17 protein-coding genes are annotated in these 21,826 nt (G+C 67.5%); 5 read left to right on the top strand and 12 right to left on the bottom strand.

Annotated features, from left to right (window positions below):
* Positions 1 to 16 precede the first annotated feature (16 nt).
* Positions 17 to 1,141, top strand: coding sequence for a tRNA epoxyqueuosine(34) reductase QueG (queG, locus tag HY058_21290; protein MBI3499841.1), 1,125 nt, complete (start codon positions 17 to 19; stop codon positions 1,139 to 1,141).
* 53 nt (positions 1,142 to 1,194) lie between these two features.
* Positions 1,195 to 3,228 carry a CocE/NonD family hydrolase gene (locus HY058_21285; GenBank protein MBI3499840.1) on the top strand — a complete coding sequence of 678 codons (2,034 nt, stop codon included), beginning with the start codon at positions 1,195 to 1,197 and terminating at the stop codon, positions 3,226 to 3,228.
* Between the two features lie 268 nt (positions 3,229 to 3,496).
* On the opposite strand, the gene HY058_21280 is transcribed toward HY058_21285, so the two are convergent.
* The 4 genes from HY058_21280 to HY058_21265 form a co-directional block, all read right to left on the bottom strand.
* A complete protein-coding gene (locus HY058_21280; protein MBI3499839.1) occupies positions 3,497 to 5,629 on the bottom strand; it encodes a hydantoinase/oxoprolinase family protein in 2,133 nt (710 codons plus the stop codon).
* Between the two features lie 154 nt (positions 5,630 to 5,783).
* Entirely contained in the window at positions 5,784 to 7,583 is a 1,800-nt protein-coding gene (locus HY058_21275) for a hydantoinase B/oxoprolinase family protein (GenBank protein ID MBI3499838.1), read from the bottom strand.
* A gap of 13 nt (positions 7,584 to 7,596) precedes the next feature.
* Entirely contained in the window at positions 7,597 to 8,535 is a 939-nt protein-coding gene (locus tag HY058_21270) for an aminotransferase class IV (GenBank protein ID MBI3499837.1), read from the bottom strand.
* 92 nt (positions 8,536 to 8,627) lie between these two features.
* A complete protein-coding gene (locus HY058_21265) occupies positions 8,628 to 9,836 on the bottom strand; it encodes an MFS transporter (protein MBI3499836.1) in 1,209 nt (402 codons plus the stop codon).
* 232 nt (positions 9,837 to 10,068) lie between these two features.
* On the opposite strand from HY058_21265, the gene HY058_21260 reads away from it, so the two are divergent.
* Positions 10,069 to 10,557 carry a response regulator gene (locus HY058_21260; GenBank protein ID MBI3499835.1) on the top strand — a complete coding sequence of 163 codons (489 nt, stop codon included), beginning with the start codon at positions 10,069 to 10,071 and terminating at the stop codon, positions 10,555 to 10,557.
* Here HY058_21260 and HY058_21255 read toward each other — a convergent pair.
* The 7 genes from HY058_21255 to HY058_21225 all read right to left on the bottom strand — a co-directional run bounded on the left by HY058_21255 (position 10,549) and on the right by HY058_21225 (position 19,115).
* Positions 10,549 to 10,968, bottom strand: coding sequence for a hypothetical protein (locus tag HY058_21255; protein MBI3499834.1), 420 nt, complete (start codon positions 10,966 to 10,968; stop codon positions 10,549 to 10,551). The two genes, HY058_21260 and HY058_21255, sit on opposite strands and share 9 nt — an antisense overlap.
* Entirely contained in the window at positions 10,965 to 13,505 is a 2,541-nt protein-coding gene (locus HY058_21250) for an Hpt domain-containing protein (protein ID MBI3499833.1), read from the bottom strand. The genes HY058_21255 and HY058_21250 overlap by 4 nt, the downstream gene beginning before the upstream one ends.
* 3 nt (positions 13,506 to 13,508) lie before the next feature.
* Positions 13,509 to 14,591, bottom strand: coding sequence for a chemotaxis-specific protein-glutamate methyltransferase CheB (gene cheB / locus HY058_21245; protein MBI3499832.1), 1,083 nt, complete (start codon positions 14,589 to 14,591; stop codon positions 13,509 to 13,511).
* Entirely contained in the window at positions 14,588 to 15,919 is a 1,332-nt protein-coding gene (locus tag HY058_21240) for a chemotaxis protein CheW (GenBank protein MBI3499831.1), read from the bottom strand. The genes cheB and HY058_21240 overlap by 4 nt, the downstream gene beginning before the upstream one ends.
* Entirely contained in the window at positions 15,916 to 16,887 is a 972-nt protein-coding gene (locus HY058_21235; protein ID MBI3499830.1) for a methyltransferase, read from the bottom strand. The genes HY058_21240 and HY058_21235 overlap by 4 nt, the downstream gene beginning before the upstream one ends.
* 181 nt (positions 16,888 to 17,068) lie before the next feature.
* A complete protein-coding gene (locus tag HY058_21230) occupies positions 17,069 to 18,676 on the bottom strand; it encodes a methyl-accepting chemotaxis protein (protein MBI3499829.1) in 1,608 nt (535 codons plus the stop codon).
* 16 nt (positions 18,677 to 18,692) lie between these two features.
* Positions 18,693 to 19,115: a DUF4399 domain-containing protein gene (locus HY058_21225; GenBank protein MBI3499828.1), complete on the bottom strand. Its 423-nt coding sequence runs from the start codon at positions 19,113 to 19,115 to the stop codon at positions 18,693 to 18,695.
* A 317-nt stretch (positions 19,116 to 19,432) separates the two neighbouring features.
* Here HY058_21225 and HY058_21220 point away from each other — a divergent pair, with 317 nt between their 5' ends.
* Entirely contained in the window at positions 19,433 to 19,735 is a 303-nt protein-coding gene (locus HY058_21220; protein MBI3499827.1) for a hypothetical protein, read from the top strand.
* Positions 19,728 to 20,384, top strand: coding sequence for a hypothetical protein (locus HY058_21215; protein ID MBI3499826.1), 657 nt, complete (start codon positions 19,728 to 19,730; stop codon positions 20,382 to 20,384). The genes HY058_21220 and HY058_21215 overlap by 8 nt, the downstream gene beginning before the upstream one ends.
* Before the next feature lie 78 nt (positions 20,385 to 20,462).
* On the opposite strand, the gene glnT is transcribed toward HY058_21215, so the two are convergent.
* Positions 20,463 to 21,770 carry a type III glutamate--ammonia ligase gene (gene glnT / locus HY058_21210; protein MBI3499825.1) on the bottom strand — a complete coding sequence of 436 codons (1,308 nt, stop codon included), beginning with the start codon at positions 21,768 to 21,770 and terminating at the stop codon, positions 20,463 to 20,465.
* Between the last annotated feature and the right edge of the window lie 56 nt (positions 21,771 to 21,826).

Here is a 21,826-nt window from a genome sequence, read left to right as displayed (position 1 = left end):
GCGAAGGGCACAACCGATGCTGACCGATCCGCGCCAAGCCATCCGCGATCGGGCGCTGGCGCTGGGATTCGATGCCGTCGGCTTCGCCAAGGCCACACTGGCCGACCATGCGCGCGCCGATCTCCGGGAGTACCTGGCGCGCGGCTATCACGGCGACATGGGATGGCTCGCGGCCAAGGCCGAGCGCCGCGGCGAGCCGAAGGCGCTGTGGCCGGAGGCGGAGAGCGTCGTCATGCTCGGACTCTCCTACGCGCCTGCAGACGATCCGCTGGCGCTTCTGGCGGAGCCCGACCGTGGCAACATCTCCGTCTATGCCCGAGGACGCGACTATCACGACGTAATAAAAGTGCGGCTCCGGGAGATGGCCGAATGGATGCAGCGCCATGTCGGCGGCGAGCTCAAGCTCTTCGTCGACACGGCACCGGTCATGGAGAAGCCGCTGGCGGAAGCGGCCGGCCTGGGCTGGCAGGGCAAGCACACCAACCTCGTCTCCAGGACCCATGGCTCCTGGCTGTTCCTGGGTGAGATCTACACCACGCTGGTGCTCGAAGCCGATGCGGCGGAGACGGATCATTGCGGCAGCTGCAGCCGGTGTCTCGAGGTCTGTCCCACCGGCGCCTTCCCCGCAGCCTACCGCTTGGATGCGCGGCGCTGCATCTCCTACCTCACCATCGAGCACAAGGGCACCATCGATGCGGAGCTGCGCCCGCTCATCGGCAACCGCATCTATGGCTGCGATGATTGCCTTGCCGTCTGTCCCTGGAACAAGTTCGCACAAGCCGCGAACGAGCCGGGCTTCCGCGCCCGCGAGGAGCTGGCCTCGCCGCGTCTGGCGGAGCTGGCCGAGCTCGACGATGCGGGCTTCCGCCGCCTCTTCGCCGGCTCGCCGGTGAAGCGCACGGGCCGCGACCGCTTTCTCCGCAACGTCATGATCGCGATTGGCAACAGCGGCGATGCGGGGCTCGTGCCCATAGCCGAGAGGCGCCTCGACGATGCGTCCCCCTTGGTCCGCGCCATGGCGGTCTGGGCCCTGTCGCGGCTCGTCGATGCCGCCTCATTCGCCCAGCTCAGGGCGCGGCGCGGCGCGGCCGAAACCGACGGCCAGGTGCAGGAAGAATGGGGGCGAGCCGCCCCGGCTTGACCGCAGCCTCCAGAGGGCCGGATACTTCCGTCAACAAAGAACCGGGGCCGGCCATTCGCGTCGTTTCGACCTTTCCCCGCGCGGTGCGCGAGATCCAGCACCAGTGGATCCCGCTCGCCGACGGCACCAAGCTCGCCGCCCGCATCTGGCTGCCCGAGGATGCCGCGCGCAACAAGGTGCCGGCGATCCTGGAATACCTGCCCTACCGGCAGCGCGACGGCACCTACAAGCGCGATGCCAGCAACCACGCGTATTTCGCCGGGCACGGCTATGCGTGTCTCAGGGTCGACATGCGCGGCAGCGGCGACTCCGACGGCGTGCTCATGGACGAGTATCTGGAGCAGGAGCAACTTGACGCCGTCGAGGTGATCGACTGGATCGCCAAGCAGCCCTGGTCGACGGGTGCGGTCGGCATGATCGGGATCTCCTGGGGCGGCTTCAACGGGCTGCAGGTGGCGGCGAGGCGGCCACCGGCGTTGAAGGCGATCATCACCCTCTGCTCCACCGATGATCGCTATGCCGATGACGTGCATTTCATGGGCGGCTGCTTGCTCACCAACAACATGGGCTGGGGCTGCACCATGTTCGCTTTCAATGCGCGGCCGCCCGATCCGCTCATCGTCGGCGAGGCGTGGCGCGAAGTCTGGAGGAAGCGGCTGGAGGAGACCCCGCACTTCTTCGAGACCTGGCTTCGCCATCAGCGGCGGGATGCGCTCTGGCAGCAAGGCTCGGTCAATGAGGATTTCGGCGCCATCCAATGCGCGGTCTATGCGGTCGGCGGCTGGGAGGACGGCTACACCAATGCCATCCCGAGGCTGATGACCGGCCTCAAGGTGCCGCGCAAAGGGCTGATCGGTCCGTGGGCGCACAGCTATCCCCATGCCGCGCACATCATGCCCGTGGGCTTCCTCCAAGACGCGCTCCGGTGGTGGGACCAATGGCTGAAGGGCCGCGACACCGGCGTCATGGCCGAGCCGATGCTGCGGGCCTGGCTGCAGGACAGCGTCGAGCCGCGCCAGCGCTACACCGAACGCCCCGGCCGTTGGGTGGGCGAGCGGGTCTGGCCGTCGCCGCAAATCAAGCCCAAGACTTATTTCCTGGCACCTGGCCGGCTCGTCGGCGGCGCCGGCGAGAGTGTTCCGCTCACCCTGAGCTCCCAGCAGACGACCGGCATCGCGTCGGGCGTGTGGTGCCCCTATGGCGGCGACAGCGACATGCCGACCGACCAGCGCGAGGATGACGGCAACGCGCTTTGCTTCGATTCCGAGCCGCTCGCGGAGCGCCTGGAAGTCCTGGGCGCGCCGGAAGTCACCCTGGAGCTCGCAGTCGACCGGCCGCTCGCCCTCATCTGCGTCAGGCTTTGCGATGTCGAGCCGAACGGCGCCTCGACCCGGGTCAGCTACGGCCCGCTCAACCTGACTCACCGCGACGGCCATGCGGAACCGAAACCGCTGGTGCCGGGCGAGCGCATCCGCGTGACGGTCAAGCTCAACGATCTCGGGCACGCCTTCCTGCCGGGACATCGCCTCAGGCTGGCGATCTCCACCTCCTATTGGCCGCTCTTGTGGCCGTCGCCGGAGCCGGTGACGCTCACGCTCTTCACCGGCGCAAATGCCAAGTTGGCGCTGCCGGAGCGACCGCCGCGGAAGGAGGATTCGCGGCTGCCGCCGTTTCAGCCGGCCGAGGGCGCTTCGGCAGCGAAGGCAACCGAGCTGGTGCCGGCCTTGCGCCGGGTCCGGGTCGAGCGCGACGTCGCCGCCGGCACCCAGACCTACACCTTCGAGACCAGCCGCGGCCGCACCCACTTCCCCCAACATGGATTGACCGTCGAGCTCAAAGGCAGCAACCGCTTCCAGATCCGCCCCGACGATCCGCTCTCGGCCCGGGTCGAGAGCACCTGGACCACCTTGCACGAGCGCCCGGCGGGGCCGAAGCGTCCGGAATGGCGGGTGCGCACCGAGACCCGCACGGTCATGACCTCGACCAAGACGCATTTCAAGCTGGAAGCGCGGCTGGAAGCCTATGAGGGGAGCACGCTCGTCTTCGAGCGCGACTGGAACACGGAGATCCCGCGCGACGGGGTGTGAGGCGGCGATGACAAGAACACGCGGAGTCGCAGACGAAGAACGGCGGCGGATGACATTGGAAGCGCTTGCCGATGTCGATGCTGGGCGCGTGATGGAGCATGGGATCGTCCAGGCTTGGGCAAGTAGCCCCACACACGCGCAGGTACCAGCACGCACAAGCGAACGCGAAAGAGAATAGGTCCTACCGCCGGATGCCCCCACCCCCACCCTCCCCCGCCTGTCGGCGAGGGAGGGAGTCGAAATCGCTCTCCTCTCCCTCCCCCATGCGTCAGCGTGGGGGAGGGTGAGGGTGGGGGCTTTCGCGGCGAACTCTTAGCTCGATCAGAATATTGCCAAACCCGTCGAGGTTGGCGGTGGCACCGGGAGGGACGACGGTGGTGGCGTCGTACTCTTCGACGATGCAGGGGCCCTTCATAGGCTTCGCCAGGTCGGTTCGGCGCTGGACCGGCGTCTTGAGCCAACCCTGTTTGGCGCCGAAATAGGCCTGGCGCGGCGGCAGCTTCGTCCCGTCCGCCCGGCTCGAGACCAGGCGCTCGGGTAGGAGCGGGCCTTGCTCGAGGCCGCGGCCGATCACTTGGATGGCGACGATCTCCACCGGCTCGTCCGGTCCGGCACGGTGGCCATAGGTCCGCTCATGCTCGGCCCCGAAGGCTTCTTCAAGGTGAGCAACGGCATGTCGGTCGATCGGACCCGAAGGTGCGGGCACGACGAGCTCAAAGGTCTGACCATGGTAGTGAAGGGCGGCGAAGCGCTCGATCCGCGTCTGGGCACCCGCAAAGCCTTCGGATGCCAGCTCAGCCAGCGCATCGGCGGTCAACCGATCCCAGGCACCGTTGAGCTCGGCTAGATCCATGGTGCGGATGAGGCGCCGAAAGCTGCGGCCATAGTGATGCTCCACTTCGGCCGCCAACAGACCGAAGGAGGAGAAGAGGCCGGGCATCGGCGGAATCACCACGCGGCGCATACCCAAGGCCTCGGCCATGGAACAGGCGAAGATCGGGCCGTTGCCGCCGAAGGCGAAGAGCGCGAAGTCGCGGGGATCCCGGCCGCGCTCGGTCGAGACCGCCTTGATCGCCCGGATCATGTTGGAGGCGGCGATCATATGGGCGCCGTAGGCGGCGTCCGCCAGATCGAGACCGGTCCTGGCGGCAATGGTGTCGGCAAAGACCTGGCGGGCGCGCTCCGCATTGAGCGTAAGCGCGCCGCCGATGAGATAACCAGGATTGATGTAGCCCAGGATCACGTTGGCGTCGGTGATGGTCGGCCGGGTTCCGCCCTGGTCGTAGCAGACCGGGCCCGGTGCGGCTCCCGCACTTTCCGGACCGATCTGCAAGGAGCCGCCGGCATCGAGCCAGACGATGGAGCCGCCGCCGGCGCCGACCTCGGCCAGATCGATCGCCGGCACCTTCAAGAGGTAGCCCGCACCGGTCAGCAGCCGCGAGCCGATCATGATGCCGCCGCCCACCTGATATTCGCCGGCACGGGTAAACTGGCCGCTCTCGACCAGCGATGCCTTCGCCGTGGTGCCGCCCATGTCGAAGGTGACGATCTTGTCGAGGCCGATGCGCCGGGCGAGGGCCTGGCCGCCGACCACGCCGCCCGCCGGCCCGGACTCGATGATGTTCATCGGGCGCAGGGTTGCGGCCGCACTGGTGGTGAGGCCCCCGTTGGATTGCATCAGCAGGACCGGTGCGGCGATGCCGGCCCGATCGAGGGCAGCACGCAGCGAGGTCAAGTATCCGGCCACGATCGGCATGACATAGGCGTTGATGACCGTGGTCGAGGTGCGCTCGTATTCCTTGATTTCGGGCAGCACCTCGTAGCTGATCGAGAGATCGATGCCAGGCGCCTTCCCTTGGATGATCTCCTTCAGCATCAGCTCGTGCTTGGGATTGACGAAGGAGTTGAGAAGGCAAACGGCGATCGCCTCGACACCCTCGCCCAGGAGCGCATCGACTGCGCGCTCGGCGTCCTTGGGATCGAGCGGGCGCTGAATGTTGCCCACCGCATCGACCCGCTCATCGACGACCTTGCGCAGATAACGCTCGACCAAGGGCGGCGGCTTCTCCCAGGCGATATCGTAGAGCCGCGGCATGCGGAGCGTGCGGATCTCGAGCACGTCGCGGAAGCCTTTGGTGGTGATGAGCCCGGTCAATGCCCCCTTGTGCTCGAGAATGGCATTCGAGGCGACGGTGGTGCCGTGGCGGATCTCGGCGATGTCGGGGGGCTGGAGGCCGGTCTGGGCGAAGATCTCGCCGATGCCCTCGATGATGGCGCGGGCATAGTCCTCGACGCTGGAGGAGATCTTCTTGGTGTGGATGCGGCCGTCGCCGCCGAGGAAGACGATGTCGGTGAAGGTGCCGCCGATATCGACGCCGACGCGGAAACGACTCAGCGACAGAGGTCACCCCCTCGTATTCCCTCTCCCGTGGGGAGAGGGTTAGGGTGAGGGGAGGCGTTGGCTGAGAAGTTCGACGCCACCGCGAAGGCGGCGACTCTTCCCCTCACCCCGGCCCTCTCCCCATGGGAGAGGGAGTAAGAGAGGAGCCGAGCCTTCACTCCGCGGCCTCGGCGGTGATTGCGGGCGGGTCTTCCCGGGAGACTTTCGGCGGCTCGGTCCAGCCGCGGCGGCGGCGGAGCTCGGCGCGGAGCTGTTTGGTCTCTGCCTCCTCCACGCTCCAGGCCCGGGGATCGATGACGACGCCGTAGTCGCGGCGCGCCAGATCCAGGCTCAAAAGCTCGTTGCGCACGTCCTTCAGCACCTTCTTCGGCTCGCGCTCGAAGGGATCGCCATAACCGCCGGCGCCGGCGAGCTCGTGGCGGAACACGTCGCCCTTGCGGATGGTCATGGTGAGCTTCGAGGGCAGCACCGTGTTCTCGGCTTCGGGATTGAGGAAATTCGCCGATGGCTTGCCCGGGCTGCCGCCATAGAGACCGTAGGGGCGGAAGGTGCGGCGGTCGGAGCGCACTTGCAGCACGCCCTCCTCCTCCATGAAGCGGTAGTCGCGGCGGAAGGCGGAGCCGCCGCGGTAGCGGCCGGCGCCCGCCTTGTTCGGCACGAACTCATAGGCCAGGAGCTGCAGGGGCTGCTCGGCCTCGGTCACCTCGATCGAGTGCGAGGCCATGTTGGCGAACATGTTGGAGTTGCCGTCGAGCCCGTCGGCCCAAGGTCGGGCTCCCCAAGCCCCGCAGGTGAAGTCCACATAGATGAAGGGCGTGCGGTCGGCATGGTAGCCGCCGATGGAGATGCCGGTGTTGCCGCCATCGGAAGCGGCGAAGACACGGGTGGGCAGCATCATGGCGAGCGCGCCAAAGCAGCAATCGACCATGCGGAACCCGGTCAAACCGCGCGCCGCGCAGGCCGCCGGCAACACACCGTTCGCCACCGTGCCCGGGGGGGCGACCACCTCGATCGCCCGGAACACGCCTTCGTTGTTGGGAATGCCCAGCGGCAGGACCGAGCGGATGGCGGTGTAGGAGGCGGCCTTGGTGAAGGAGAGCGTGTTGTTGATGGCGCCTTTGACCTGGGGTGCCGTGCCGGTCCAGTCGACGACCATGCCGTCGCCCTTCTTGGTGACGGTGACGAAGAGGCGGATCGGCTTGCCGACCTCCACACCGTCATCGTCGATCCAGTCCTCGAAGCTCCAGCTGCCGTCGGGGAGATCGCGGATCGCCGCCCGGGTCAAGCGCTCGGCATAATCGATCGTCTCCGCCATGTACTGCGTTACCGTCTCGGCGCCGAGCTTGGCGATGAGCTCGGCGAACTGTTTTTCGGCGATGTGGCAGGCGGCGAGCTGGGCGCGGAGATCGCCGAAGACCTTGACCGGCAAACGGACGTTCTTCTCGATGAAGGAAAACAGCGTCTCGTTGCGCTTGCCCCGCTCGTACATCTTCAGGGGCGGGATCCTGAGGCCCTCGGCGTAGATCTCGGTCGAGTCGGAGGCATTCGAGCCGGCGACGCGGCCGCCGACATCGGTGTGGTGGCAGACGGTGGCGGCGAAGCCGAGCCGGGCGCCCTCGTGATAGAGCGGCTTGAACACGAAGATGTCCGGCAGATGCATGCCGCCATCGAAGGGGTCGTTCATGATGAAAATGTCGCCCGGCGCCATGTCGTCGCGGAAATGCCGCATGATCGACTCGAGCGCGGTCGGCACCGAACCCAGATGCCCGGGCAAGGTCAGGCCCTGCGCCACCAGCCGGCCTTCCGCATCCGCGAAGCCGGTGGAGTAATCCATATTGTCCTTGAGCACGCCGGAATAGGTGGTGCGGTAGACGGTGAGCGCCATCTCGTCGGCGATGGAGAAGATCGCGTTCTTGAAGAGCTCGAAGGCGATGGGGTCGCGGATCTGGCTCATGGCGGATGGAATCTCAATCGTAGTCGATCGGGGTTCCCTCCCACCCCTGGTCATGCTTCGCCCAATAGAGCTTGCGGAGCTGCATGGTGACCGGGCCGGGCACGCCGTTGCCGTAGATGCGCCGGTCCAGCGTCACGATCGGGATCACCCCGCCGGCAGTGGAGGAGAGGAAGATCTCATCTGCATCGCGGAACTCTTGGACGCTCACCTTGCGCACCTCCAAGGCGAGCCCCGCCCCCTTGCAGAGATCGAGCATGGTGCGCCTCGTGATACCTTCCAGCATGCCTTGGTCGGGGGTCAGCACCTTGCCGTCCCGCACACAGAAGGCGTTGAAGCCCGGGCCTTCGGCGACGTTGCCGTCGAGGTCGAGCAGGATCGGGATCTCGGCACCCTTGTCGTAGGCCTCGAACAGGCTCATCACCATGTCGAGCCAGTGATAGTTCTTGACCGTGGGATCGACCGAGAGGGCCGGAATGCGCGGCCGCGCGCTGATGATCGCCTGCAAGCCCTTCTCCTGGCGCTCGAGATCGGCGATCCACACGAAGGGGATCGCATAGGCGATGAACTGATTGGTGCAGGTGCGCGGATCGCGGCTGCCGGGTTCGGGCCGCCCGCGGGTGCAGACCATGGCGACGAACGCGTTTTTGAGGCCGGTGCGCTTGACGCACTCCGAGAGGATGCGGCGGATGTCGTCCTTGCCGTAGGGGAGCGACATGCGCAGCGTCCGCATCGAGTTCTGGAAGCGCTCGAGATGCCGGTCCAAGCGGAAGAACCTGCCGTTCCAGACATGCACCACGTCGTAGGTGACATCCGAGCGGGTGAAGCCGAAATCCAGGATCGAGATCTTCGCTTCCGTGATCGGCACATAGGCGCCTTCGATGAACGCCACGCCGGCGGCGGGGTCGGCGAGCGCTGGCCGTGCCGGATCGGTGCTGCGGCGAAGAGCGGTCATGGGCGGCTCCGGGTGATCGGGTATTCGAAGAACAGTATCGGCCTCGAAAACCGGGCGCAACCCGCGCTTGGCCGATTTTTCGGATCGCGCCGCTAGCGGGCCTTGCGGTCGGCGAAGATGAGGGCCACGCCGGCGACGAGGCCGAGGAGAGCGCTGGCGGCGAAGACAGGGCCGTAGGAGCCGACGACGGACACCGCTTGCGAAAAGAGGAACGGCCCGAGGCTGTAGGCAAGGAAGGTGAAGAAGACCGAACCGGATGCCGCTTCGCTGACCTTTCCTTCCGGCGCCAGGCGCGCCACCTCGGCCAGATGAATGCCGTTCCAGCTGGTGGCGGCGATGCCGGTCAGCACGATGACGGCAAGGGTGAGCGCCACCGGCCAGGTCGGCTGGATCGCCGCCATGACCAAGGTCATCGCCGTGGTGGTGACCGCCAGCACCTTGAGGGTGGCGATGACCGTGCCCACCCGGTCGGCGATCCAGCCGACGAAGATCCGCCCGACCATGCCGCCGAGCTGGAGCGCCGAATAGGTGATCCCGGCCAAGGTGAAGGGGAGGCCGATCTCGGTCGTCATGTAGGTCACCATGAAGGTGGAGAGGCTGCCATGGACCAGCGCCAGCGCCACCGCCGCCGCGGTCAGGCTCGGCAATGAGGGTGCCAGCCGCATCGATCGGATCGGGGCGAGCAGGCTCGCAATCCCGAACATGCTTCTGAAGGATAGCTGGAGATCGCGCTGCCTCGTGGCATCGACGGCGGCGCGGAGCGGCTGGAGCGCCATCACGCAAACGATGCCGACGATGGCGGAGACCACCAAGGCCGTGCGCCAGCCCATGGCGAGCGCGATCGCCGGAAGCGTCGCACCGGCGATCATCGCGCCGAGCGGCCCGCCCGCCTGGCGCACCGAGAACGCCAGCGCCTTCTGCCGCGGCGGCACGGACCGCGCCAGTATGTCGCTGCCGGCCGGAGGCGAAGGGCCGTAGCCGAGGCCCATCATGAGGTTGCCCAAGAGCATCAGCGGCCAGCTGCCGAACAGGAGCAGGCCGACGCTCGCAACCGTGACGAGGATGCCGGCCTGGATCATGCGCATCGAGCCGAAGCGCAGCAACAGCGTGCCGCCGAAGACGAAGAAGATGATGGAGCCCAGCGACACCAGCGCCGCCAGATCGCCGATCCGCTCGGGCGCCACCGCGGCGCTGGAGGTGAGCGCCGGCGCCAGCACCCAGACCGCCTGGGTCATGAAATTGGCCGCAACCTGGATGAAGACCGTCGCGGCGAGCAGAACGAGCCAGGAACGAGAGGGCAAGGGCGGATCGGATGGCTGTGGCGGGCGACGAAGCGCGGCACGGCTACCTTGCCTCAGTCCGCATGCTGCGGACAGGGGGCCAAGCCGTGGCCGGCGTTGGTAACAGTAGCGATTATTATATTAATTGTCTAAAATGCACGGGGTTGCCGGTGACGACGACGGGCACGATTTCTGCTATCCGCTGAATTGACCCGTTCGAAGGATGAGGACGAGGGCGGCTATGGGATCGTTCATGGGCGCGCTGAAGCCGGATGACGGGCGCACGAAAGTGCTCATCGTCGACGATTCCGGCATCATCCGGACGCTGGTGCGGCAGATCATCGCCGTGGACGAGGTCTTCAACGTCGTCGGCGAGGCAGCGGACGGTTTTGCCGCCACGCTCGCCGTCGTCAAGCTCAAGCCCGACCTTGTGGTGCTCGACATCGAGATGCCGAAGATGAGCGGCATCGAGGTCCTGGAGCGGCTCAAGCTGCTGAGCCAAGCCAAGGTCATCGTGCTCTCCTCGGTCGCCCAGGCCGCCTCCGAGATCGCCGCCACTGCCAAGCGGCTCGGCGCCTTCGATGTGATCCCGAAGCCCTCGGGCTCGGTCAGCCTCGATCTGAAGCCCAAGCGCGGCCGTCAGCTCCTGGAGGTGATGCATGCCGCGGTCGGTCTGCCGCCGCCGGACTTCAATGCCCTGGCGCTCCGCGCCAAAGAGCGCGGGCCGATCGAGTCATCCTAACCAGGTCGAGCTCCCGGCCACTTTGCTGAGATCGACGCCGAGGCGAAGACGCAGCGGACCCGGCGGCTCGCCGGGCAACATGGCAATCGCATCAAAGAGGCCGTGCGCGTCGGCGAGCCCGGGCGGGAACGGCTTGAGAGAGGCGGGCTCCAGCGCGATCATGCCGGCGACTTCGTCGAGGCCGAGGATCGCCGCCATCGGATCCTCCGGGCTCTCGCCATAGGCAATGAGCATCGGGCACCCAGCCCGAGCCTCCTGACCCAGCACCTGGCGGAGATCCACATAGGGCAGAACCCGGCCGCGCCAGGCTCCCGGCACGACGACCTCCGCACTCGCCCAAACCTCCATCACGGCCAGGGCGGGAATCAGCAGACGATAGGGTCCGGCCCGCACCTCCAGATGCATGCTCATGAGGTGCCGGCCGCGCGCGCCTTCGCTCTGGCACCGCCGGAGCGGGCGAGCTCGATGAGCACATCGACATCGAGCACGAGCACTGGACTGCCGTCGCCGAGCAGCGCCGCCCCACCCACGCCGGGAAGCGCGGCCAAGGCCGGATGCAGATCGCGCAGCAGCAGCTCCTGGCGCCTGAGCAAGCGGTCGACGGCAAGCGCGATGGAGGCGCGTCCGCTCGCCACCACCACCGCGTGCCCGCCGCCGGCGGCCTGCGCCCCAAGGCCGATCAGCCCGGACAAGGGATAGAGCGGCAGCACGAGATTGCCCCGCAGCAGCACCCGTCTGCCGCCCGCTTGCCGGATGCGCTCGGGCACGATCTCCTCGACCGAGACGATATTGCGTTCCGGGATGGCAAGCGCCTGGCCCGCCGCCTCGATCAGGAGCGAGGGCAGGACGGCGGCGGACAAGGGCAGCCGGAGAACGAAGGTCGTTCCCGCCCCCTTCTCCGACCTGATGTCGATGCTGCCGCCGAGGCGGTTGAGGGTGTGCAAGACCACGTCCATGCCGACGCCGCGCCCGGAGGTCTCGGTGACGGCCTTAGCGGTGGAGAACCCGGCCTCGAAAATGAACCGGTAGATGCGCTCCGGCGGCAATCGGCCGACCGCGTCGGCCGTCGCCAAGCCGCGCTCGACCGCCTTCCTGGCGATGGCGTCGGCATCGAGGCCGCGTCCGTCATCGGCGACCTCGAGTCGGAACTCGCTCGCCCGTTGCAGGGCGGAGAGCGTGATCGTCGCCGTCGGCTTCTTGCCGGCGGCTTCCCGCTCCGCCGGCGTCTCGATGCCGTGGTCGACTGCGTTCCGCATCATGTGCATGAGCGGCTCCAGGAGCTGCTGCACCACGCTCTTGTCGATCCTGACCTCGCGGCCTTCGATGCGGATATGCACGCGTTTGCCCTGGCTCTGCGCCACCTCGCGCGCCACCCGCGGCAGGCGGGCGAGCACGGTTTCGACCGGCACCACGCGCAGATCGAGGGCGTCGGCGTGCAGCTGGGAGAGCGCGGTGGCGAGCTTGCCGTCGAGTGCCGCCAGCTCGGTCTCGCGCTCTCTCAAGGTTTCCAGATGCCGTCCAAGCTCCGCTGCGATGGCGACGGGGAGCGTTTCCCGCATGCGATGCAGCCCGGAGAGCGCATCGGCCTTCCGCCGATCCTCGAGCAGCGTCTGCGAGAGCTGGCCGGCGATGACGCGGGCATCGCCGACCGAGGCCATCAGCCGGTCGAGCACGACGCTGCGCACGCGCAGCACCAAGGATTCGCCGGCTTGTCCCGGCTCGGCGGCACTGCCCGTTTCCTGGGCGGCCACCTGCGCGTCCGTTGCACCCGACGGGGTCGGGCGGCGATCCACCGACTCGCCGATCGGGCGAACCGCCTTGATCCAGCGCCGGTTCGGATCGAGTGCCGCCACCGAGCCCCGCATCTCGATCTCAGCCAAGGGCGATACCAGCAAGACCTCGACCCGGCTTTCCCCGTCGCCGGGCACCTCGCGTCGGGCGATGGGGTTGCCGATTTCGGCCAAGCGCTCGAACGCGCCGCCGCCTTCGAGGCCATCGGGGGCGACCTCGACCGCATAGACCGACTGTCCGTCGCCGACGGCCCGCTCCAGATCGCGGCGGCTCTCCGCTGACAGCAGCGGATGGAACTCCGCCGGCAGCGCCAGGCCGGCAATGCTCGCCTCCGCCTCTTCGGCAGCGCCCGTGGCGCCCTCGCCGGCCGCTTGTAGCTGCATGAGCGGCGCCAGCGCCGCGGCAAAGGCATCGGCACCCGCATCGGCGCCGGCCAATTTGCCGATCTGGATCGCCTGGGCGTGGAGGCGTGCCAAGAGCGCGTGCCGGGCGGCCAGGCTTTCCGGCCCGATCGGACCGGCGAAGGCGGCAAGGCCGGCCAGAATCTCGCCGAACTCCGGAAGCTGCAGCACCTCGGCCGCATTGGTGAGTGCCACCACCGGGTCGGCGATGCCGGCAGCGGCCTCGGCCTCGATGCTGGGCGCCGCCAATTGGGCGATGCCCGGCAGGAACTCGCGCATGAGCTCGGCCAGGAGCCCATGCATCTCGTTGCCCCCCGCAGATGGCGGCGGGGGTTCGGCGCCGGAGGGAGCGGTCGCACCGCCCTCCCCGCGCTTCTCGTTCAACTGAACCAAGGCCGCCAGGAGCTCGGCCGGCGCCGACACGTCGGCGTGGGCGCGGGCGATCTCCGTCAGCATCTGGTCCATCTGGTCGACGGCGACGGCGAGGCCCTGCAGCAGCTCCTCATCGAGGGCGACGCCGCGGTCGCGCACCAGCCCCAGGAGGCTCTCGGTCCAATGCGCGATCTGCTCCAGGCCGCCCAGCCCCATGACCCGGGCCATGCCCTTCAAGGAGTGGAAGGCCCGAAACAGCTCGCCGATCTCGCCCTTCGCCAGCGCCCGCTGCAGCGCCTGATCGATGAGACGGTCGGAAGTGGCGAGGTGCTCCTCGGCCTCGTTCTGAAACTCCTCCCAGAGCCGTTCGAGATCGAGTCCCACCGCTTACTCTTCCGCTGCTTGGGCGGTTCGTCTGAGCGCGGCGAGACCGGTCAGCCTTTGGCCGATCTGCTCCAGGCTCAGGACTTCGCTCACGACTTTCGCTTCGATTGCGGCAGATGGCATGCCGCCGACCACGCAGCTCGCCGGCGTCTGCGCCAGGACTGGCAGACCGCGGCGACGGAAGGCGGCGGCACCCGCGGTGCCGTCATTGCCCATGCCGGTCAGGACCACCGCCACCGGCCGGCGCGCGACCAGGGCCGCCGATTGCAGCAAAAGGTTGCCCGAGGGATGCACCGAGCCGGTCGTGGATCCGGGTCGGAGCTCGAAGCCGCCCAGGCGATCGGAGGCGACGATGCCGTCCTGACCGCCGGGCAGAATGGTCACCGTGCGCGGCGGCAGCGGGGTGAACATGCTGCCTTCGCGCACGTCGACGCCGACCTCCTTCGCCAGGTGGCTCGCCAGGCTGTGGGTAAAATGCACGGGCATGTGCTGGGCGATGACCACCGGCGGTTCGATCCTCCCCATCGCCGCCAACAGCACCGGCAGCGCTAGGGGTCCACCCGTCGAGGCGACGATCACCACCAGGTCGACGGCACCACCCTTCACAGTGCGCGCGGCTCCGGCTAGTTGCTCGAAGCGGGCGGGAGACGACGATGCGGACGGCGCCGGCCGCCATTGGCGCAGCCGATCGCGCAGTTCGGTGTCGAGGAAGCCCAAATCGGTAGCGGCGAAGGCGGAGGACTTCGAAAGAAAATCCACCGCGCCGGAATGCAGCGCCTTCAAGGTGGCTTCCGCACCTTCCTGGGTGCAAGAGCTGACCATGATGATGCGCGGCGGCGGCACCACGTCGCTGACGATGCGCTTGGTGGCTTCGATCCCGTCCATCTCCGGCATCATGATATCCATGGTGACCACGTCGGGGTGCAGCTCCTGGGCGAGCCTGATTGCCTCCAGGCCGTTGCGCGCCTCGCCGACGACGCGAATGTCGCCGTCGGCCTCGATGATCTTGCGCAAGGCGATGCGCATGAAGCTGGAATCGTCGACGATGAGCGCGCGGATGACCGGTGCCGAGGCGGGCGCGTTCACAGCGCGACCCCCGCGCGGGCGACAAGCCGCCTGGCCGAGAGCATCCAGAATGGCCGTCCGGCGAGCCGGCCCAGCCCGGTGATCGGCCCGTCATCGCCGATGATGGTCTCGATCGCAGCCAAAGGCACCGAGGCCAAGCGATCCAACCGGTCGATGGCGAGCGCGTAGCCGTTCTTGCCGATGCGGGTCACCAGGCAGGCGCCGGGCGCCCCCGCCTCCCGGGTCGGCCGGAGCTGTGCCCGAAGATCGATGATCGGCACCACCGCGCCGCCGACCTCGATCGCCTCGGCGATGCCCGCTCCGGTCCGCGGCACGCGCGTCGGTAGGCGATACTCGACCGCCCGCTCGACCTCCTCGACCGGGAGCGCGCAGGTCTCGCCCGCTGCCTCGAAGGTGACGAGCTGGCGCATCGGCGTCGCTTGCGCGGCCGGCATTGCGGCGGCTTCGCTGCCGCTCTGGAAGCGCCACGGCACGGAATCGGGGATGAGCGTCGCGGCGTCGAGCGGCAGCACCACGGTATCATCGTCATCGAGATAGCCCTCGGCGCGGACCCGGCTCTCGACGAACCGGCGCACGCCAAGCACCTGGTCGGCCAGCAGCGCGAACTTGCCATTCTCTCTGAGAAGCACGATCAGCACGCCGTCGTTCCGCGCCGGACGACCGAGATGGACGGCCAGCGACAAGACCGCCAGCGGCGCCCCCCGGAGATAGGTCAGACCCAGCACCGGCATGGGCGCGCCCGGCATGCCAAAGAGTTCCCCCCCGGCATATCCCAGAAGGGGCGCAATCTCGCGCACCGACCCGATCGGCAGCGCGTAGCGCTCATGACCGACGCCGACCACCACGAAGGGCTCGGTCAGCCGCTCCGCCGGCGCCTCCGCCTCGGCCGTTTCGCCGACCGCGTCCGGCAGCCCGTCGTCTTCGAGCAGCTCCCGACGGCCGAGATCGATCGCATCGTAGCCGAAGCGCATGACCGGCCGGCCGCTCCAAGCGGGTGCCGCCGGGTCGCCCAAGCTGCTCTCCGGAACGAAGGCCACCACCCGGGTGACCCTGACCGCCACCTGACCCGCGAGGCTGTCGAGGACCACGACCTGGCTCGTGGTCCAGCCGCTTCCGGAGCGAAGCGCGGCGGCGCCCGCCCAAGAGGCGAGATCGACCAAGGGCAGAATAGTGCCGCCAATGGCGACCACACCCTCGACATGGGCGGGCGCGAAGGGAACGGCCGCGACCACCGGCGGCTCGACGATGCCGTGCACGCGCTCGGAGGCAACCGCATAGATGCGCCCGCCCACCTCGAACAGGACCGAGGATTGCCCGGCCCCGGTCATGGCGAGCCCAGCCGGCAATGGATGACGCCGCGATTGGTCGCATGGGAGCGGTAGCGCGCCGGCTCCAGGAGCGAGTCCGCCGGCCCCAGCAGGAGCGCGCCGCCCGGCATGAGGGCGCGATGCACCAGCTCGTGCACATGCCGCGTGGCCGCGTCCGTCAGATAGATGAGGACGTTGCGGCAGGCGACGACATCGCATTCCACCAGCGGCGGCGCGATGTCCATGAGGTTGAGGCGCTGGAAGCGGACGATGCGCCGGAGCTCCGCGCAGACGCGCCGCGTGGCGTCGGCCTCGCCCGGCGGAAAGTAGTGCAGCAGCTCGGGCGGAACCGCGCGAAACGAGGAAAGACCGGTGGTGCCGTAGACGCCGGCGGTAGCGGCATCGATGGCGCGACCGGAAATGTCGGTGCCCAACACCTCGATCCGCCAGTCCGGCAGCGGCGTCACCCGCCCATTGGCGGCGATCGCCTCCCCGGCATCGGCGAGGGCAGCGAGCACGACCACGGCCAGCGAGTAGGCCTCCTCGCCGCTGGAGCAGCCCGCCGACCAGAGCCGGAGACGCCGCTCGCCGGTCGTCCGCGCCCTTGCGATCAGCGCCGGCAAGATGTCGGTCCGCAACAGCTCGAGCTGGCCCTTGTCGCGAAAGAGAAAAGTCTCGTGCGTGGTAAGGCTCTCGATCAGGAGCTGCAGATCGGGATGCATCGGTCCAGGCCGGCGGATGCGCCGGACCCATTCGGCAAGCGCCGCCGTGTCGGACGCAACGAACAGCTTCTCGAGCTTGACCGCTACGGTTGCCGAGACATGCACGCCGGCGGTGCGCTCGATCTCGGCATAGACCTCCGCCAGCCGTCCGGACGGCACCGGCGAGGGGCCGGGCGGAAGCGGCGCACCCTCGGCGGCGAGGCTGCGGCGATGGCTTTCCATCGCCACCCGCAATTGGCGCAAGGTCTCCTCGATCGTCTCGAGCATGCCCTATCGGGCTCCTTTTCCGCGCCGGCGCTGGGACCGACGATCTGATGCCCCCACCCCAACCCTCCCCCACACTACGCATGGGGGAGGGAGTCTGAAGGTGCATCTCTTGCCCCCTCCCCCAGCTTGGCTGGGGGAGGGTCGGGGTGGGGGCATCATCCACGCATCCCCGATGCCGGCGCTACGTCGCCTTCGCCCCGGTGAATTGGTCGGCCTGCAGCCTGGTGCGCTCGGCGAGCTTGGAGAGCTCGAGCATGGTGGCGGTGATCTCCTCGGCGGCGGTGGCATTCGACTGGCCGATGCGGGTCAGCTCGCGGACATTGGCGTCGATGCCGCCGATGGTGAGCTGCTGCTGTTCCATGGCGGTCGCGATCGAGCCGATGAGGGCGTCGCTGGTACGCACCGCCTCGGCGATCTTGGCCATGCCCGCCTTGACGTTCTCGGCCAAGCTCACGCCGGCTTCGGCTTGCTTGGTCGCCATCTGCGTCAGCTCGGCGATCTCCTGGGCGAGCGTGCCGGAATTTTCCGCGAGCTTCCGCACCTCCTCGGCCACCACCGCGAAGCCGCGGCCATGCTCGCCGGCGCGCGCCGCCTCGATCGCGGCATTCAAGGCCAGCATGTTGGTCTGGCTGGCGATGCGACCGATGGCATCGGTGATCTTGCCGATCTGGGCGCTCGACTTGGCGATCTCGCCGACCCCGGTCACCATCTCCTCGACGAGCTCGTTGCTGCCGGTCACCAGATCGGCGGCGTTCCTCACCTTCTGGCTCGCCTCCACCGTGCCTTGGGCCACGGTGGAGATCGCCTGGGCGCTTTGGCTGAGTGCCGCCGCGGCCTGGCGAAGCGCGTCGAGCTGGGTCTGGGAGCCATCGGAGACCTGGCCCACCGCGGAACTGGCCTGGCTCGCAGCTCCGGCGACCTGGCGGGCGCTCTGGGTCACCTGCTCGACCAAGGCCTGGGTGCGGATGGCGTTTTTGTGGAACACCGACGTCGCCCGCGCGATGTCGCCGATCTCGTCGCGCTCGCCGGTGGAGGGCACCTCGACCGCGAGGTTGCCGGCGGCGAGCTCGTTCATGACGCTTGTCATGCTGCGGATCGGCCGGGAGACGTAGCGCCGCGCCATCCAGGCAAGCGTGGCGATGACCGCCAGCAGCACCACGCCGGCGATGACCGCGCTCAAGGTGTAGGACTGCTCGCGCACCGCCTGGTCGTGCGCCTGGGCGACACCGGCCAAGGACCAGCCGGTCATGAGATAGCCCACCGTCTCGCCGCCGAGCACGGCACGGCTGCCGATCTCGACCAGATTCCCGGCCCTGACCACGGCAATCTTGCCTGTATCCATGCGCGCCTTCTCGGCGTCGAGTCCGGTCTTGAGATCGATCGCAGCACCGCCGGGGGCGGTGAAGGTGTAGAGCGGCTTCATCTCCGGATCGAAGGACTCGAGCCGAAGCAGCGTGTCGCTAAAGGCCTGCACGAAGGTGGCGAGACGGCGCTCGATCGCCGGCAGCTCGCGGAAGTGCAGGGCCGCCGCCCCTTCGGTTGCCATCAGCTTGTGGAAGAGGCGGGAGTCCTCTGCTGCCTGCGCCAGCGCCCGCTCCCGCTCGGCCGAGACCAGGCCGGCGGTCAGCGCGATCACGCCCAAGGTGACGGTGACCAGCATGGCGAGAATCAGCCGGCGGCCGATGGTCCAATGGAAGCGGTCGAGCCAAGCCCGGCCGCTGAGCACCGCCGGCGCCTCGCCGCCGGCCTCCGTCGCGCGCCGCACCGTCTCTTCGCTGGCAGCCGTCATGGCGCTCTCGCCGATGCTATGGCGTCACGGTGACGGTGATCTTCTGGGAGACGACCGGCGGGTTGTGGGGAATGTGCTGGTGGTCGCCGAGCTCGAGGAGGAGCGTGTGGGTGCCCGGTGTCAAGGTCACCGCCGCCTCGGTCTGGCCGCCGCCGAAATGCACGGAGGTCGCATCGTTTGGAATGGGCTTGCCCGGGGGTGCGGCGTCGTGGTCGACCAGGAGGTGGTGGTGGCCGGTGTTGGGCCATTCCACCAGGGCCGGCGCCACGCCGATGCCCTTCAAGCCGAACTTGACCGTGACCGGGCTCTTCACCGAGGCCCCGTCCGCAGGCTCGATGAAATACACCGTGGCCCCCGGCGGCGCCGGCGTCTGCGCCAAGGCCGGCAGCGCCAGGGCGACGAACGGGAGCGCGAGCAAGGCGAAGCGGTTGATGCGCATGGCCGGGGTTCCTTCATTCGCCGTCGGATGGATGGGATTTTGGCGGCATTTGTTCTAGCCGGACTGTACGCAGGCCGCCCCAGCGAGGCAACGGGCGAACCGGCACCGCGCCGGCTACGCCTCAATTCTGCGAGCCTTATCAGGCGTTTACCAAAAGAAAGCCGCGCGAAAGCCGATCTCAGCGATCCAAGGTCTGCTCCAGCTCCCAAGCGCTATCGAGCCGCTCGGCGAAGAATAGGCATCGCGTCCAAGCGTATGGAGACATGTTGGAGCGGTTAGCATCGCTAGTTCGGTAAGAGACTGACTGTTAGAGTGCCATGATGATCGCGCAGGTCGTCCGTGAAGATGTGATCGCTGCCATCGAAACGATCGTCCGGCAGGAGATGGAGCCGTTTGGTCTCAAGTCGGTAAAGGTAACCGCCGCTGAAGATCACGATGGCGATCCAACTCTAGCGATCGATGCCGAGTATCGCTCGGCTGGCAGGGCCATAGATCCCAGAGTTGTCGCCGGTTTGGTGACCAAGCTCCGAAATCGGCTATGGGACCTTGGGGAGATGCGATTCCCCTACATTCGTCATCACTTCTCGAGCCGCCAGAAGGTGGTGGCGTTGCGTGGATGATGATCTCATTGCCACGGCGAAGCGCTTAGCGAACGCAAGCACCAAGAAGAAGCCGAAGCAAGCGGACCTCAAGCGAGCCGTGAGCACCGCATACTACGCGGTATTCCATGCCATGGCCCGGGACGCCGCTGATTTGCTCCTTGGTGTCGGTCAAGACAGGCCGGACAAAGCATGGGCGCAAACCTACCGGGCACTTGAGCATGGGTTCGCGAAAAATGCCTGCGGACAAGTTCGCGGGCTGGGTTTCCCGCCGGACATATGCTCGTGCGCCGACGCGTTTGTGAGTTTGCAACAAGCGCGGCATGACGCTGACTATGATCCGAGTCATCGGGTGACCCGTGCTGTCGCGTTAGCGGCCGTTGCCCAGGCGGAACAAGCGATTGGTTGCCTAAGGACGGCTCCACGCAAGGATCGCAAAGCCTTCGCCGTTCAACTCCTCCTTAAGAAAACGGACTTAGATAGCGCAGCCGGCGTCGTTCCTGGCCCCGCCTTCGACGGAGATGAGCGATCGGGAAATAAGCGGTGCCTAGGGCAATATCCACCGGCATCGAACCATCCGGTTCGATGCCGGTGGATGAAATTGCCCTATCATTCAAAGAGTAGAGCAGCTTTATCCGGCCAGATGAAATCGCAAAGCGATTCCATCTGACCGGAGCTGCTCTAGGTCGGATGCTGCGACTTCATGCGCTTCTGCCCACCACACGACCCGCACCCTCGACCTTCCCCCTCAGCAATCCACGGTCTGCTGCAGCTCCCAGGGCGACAGCGCCGCCATATAGCTCTTCCAGTCCTGGTGCTTCAGCTTGGCGTAGGACTCGACGAAGGCATCGCCGAAGGCCTGGCGGGCGAATTGACTCTTCTCGAACACGCGCACCGCATCGAGGAGATTGAGCGGCAGGCGCTTCGCGCCTTTGATGCGGTGGCCTTCCTCGTACATGTTGACGTCGAGGCGCTTGCCGGGGTCGCGGTTCTGGCCGATGCCGTCGAGCGCGGCGGCGAGCACGCCCGCCTGCAAGAGATAGGGATTGGCGGCACCGTCGGGCAGGCGCAGCTCGAAGCGCCCGGGCTCGGGGATGCGGATCATGTGGGTGCGGTTGTTGCCGGAGTAGGTGACGGTGTTGGGCGACCACGTGGCACCCGAAAGCGTCACCGGCGCGTTGATGCGCTTATAGCTGTTCACCGTCGGATTGAAGAGGGCCGCGAGCGGCTCGGCATTGGCGACGAGACCGCCGATCGCCTTGTAGGCCAGGGCCGCGAGGCCGAGCTCGCCCTTGGGATCCTCGAACAGGTTGCGCTTGGCCGTGGGGTTCCACAGCGACATGTGCACATGGCAGCCATTGCCGGTGAGGCTCATGAACGGCTTCGGCATGAAGGTGGCGCGCAGACCCTGCTGCTCGGCGATCGACTTCACCATGAACTTGAAGAAGGTGTGGCGATCGGCGGTCACCAGGGCGTCGGCGTATTCCCAGTTCATCTCGAACTGGCCGTTGGCGTCCTCGTGATCGTTCTGGTAGGGCCCCCAGCCCAGACGCTGCATGCCGTCGCAGATGGCGCGGATCACGTCATAGCGGCGCATCAAAGCCTGCTGGTCGTAGCAGGGCTTCTTCGCTGCATCGAAGGGATCGGAGACCGCCATCTGATCGCGTTGGATCAGCATGAACTCGCATTCGACGCCGGATTTCTGCCGGTAGCCCGCCTTCAGGGCTTGTGCGATGAGACGCTTCAAGACCAGGCGCGGCGTGGTCAGGATCGGCTTTCCCTCCATCCAGAGATCGGCGGCAAGCCAGCCGAGCTCGGGCTTCCAGGGGAGCTGCACCAGGCTCTCGGCGTCCGGCATGGCGAACATGTCAGGATCGGCCGGCGTCATGTCGAGATGGGTGGCGAAGCCGGCAAAGCCGGCGCCGTTCTTCTGCATGATCGCGATGGCCGAGGCCGGCACCAGCTTGGCCCGCGACGTGCCCGCCATGTCGACGAAGCTGATGAGGAAATACTCGATGCGCTTGTCCCGCGCCACCTTCGCCAGATCGATGCTCATCCCTGTCCCCCGTTCACTTGGCTGCGCCCCCACCCCGTCCCTCCCCCACCCATGGG

Source organism: Pseudomonadota bacterium, from assembly GCA_016195085.1.
Lineage (GTDB): Bacteria > Pseudomonadota > Alphaproteobacteria > SHVZ01 > SHVZ01 > JACQAG01.
This window is presented reverse-complemented; position numbering and strand designations above follow the sequence as displayed.

Bases quoted from the DNA above. Each gene is read 5' to 3' on its own strand.
- queG (MBI3499841.1), top strand. From the start codon at position 17: ATGCTGACCGATCCGCGCCAAGCCATCCGCGATCGGGCGCTGGCGCTG.
- HY058_21275 (MBI3499838.1), bottom strand. From the start codon at position 7,583: ATGAGCCAGATCCGCGACCCCATCGCCTTCGAGCTCTTCAAGAACGCG.
- HY058_21270 (MBI3499837.1), bottom strand. From the start codon at position 8,535: ATGACCGCTCTTCGCCGCAGCACCGATCCGGCACGGCCAGCGCTCGCC.
- HY058_21260 (MBI3499835.1), top strand. From the start codon at position 10,069: ATGGGCGCGCTGAAGCCGGATGACGGGCGCACGAAAGTGCTCATCGTC.
- HY058_21255 (MBI3499834.1), bottom strand. From the start codon at position 10,968: ATGAGCATGCATCTGGAGGTGCGGGCCGGACCCTATCGTCTGCTGATT.
- HY058_21240 (MBI3499831.1), bottom strand. From the start codon at position 15,919: ATGACCGGGGCCGGGCAATCCTCGGTCCTGTTCGAGGTGGGCGGGCGC.
- HY058_21235 (MBI3499830.1), bottom strand. From the start codon at position 16,887: ATGCTCGAGACGATCGAGGAGACCTTGCGCCAATTGCGGGTGGCGATG.
- HY058_21230 (MBI3499829.1), bottom strand. From the start codon at position 18,676: ATGACGGCTGCCAGCGAAGAGACGGTGCGGCGCGCGACGGAGGCCGGC.
- HY058_21225 (MBI3499828.1), bottom strand. From the start codon at position 19,115: ATGCGCATCAACCGCTTCGCCTTGCTCGCGCTCCCGTTCGTCGCCCTG.
- HY058_21220 (MBI3499827.1), top strand. From the start codon at position 19,433: ATGATGATCGCGCAGGTCGTCCGTGAAGATGTGATCGCTGCCATCGAA.
- glnT (MBI3499825.1), bottom strand. From the start codon at position 21,770: ATGAGCATCGATCTGGCGAAGGTGGCGCGGGACAAGCGCATCGAGTAT.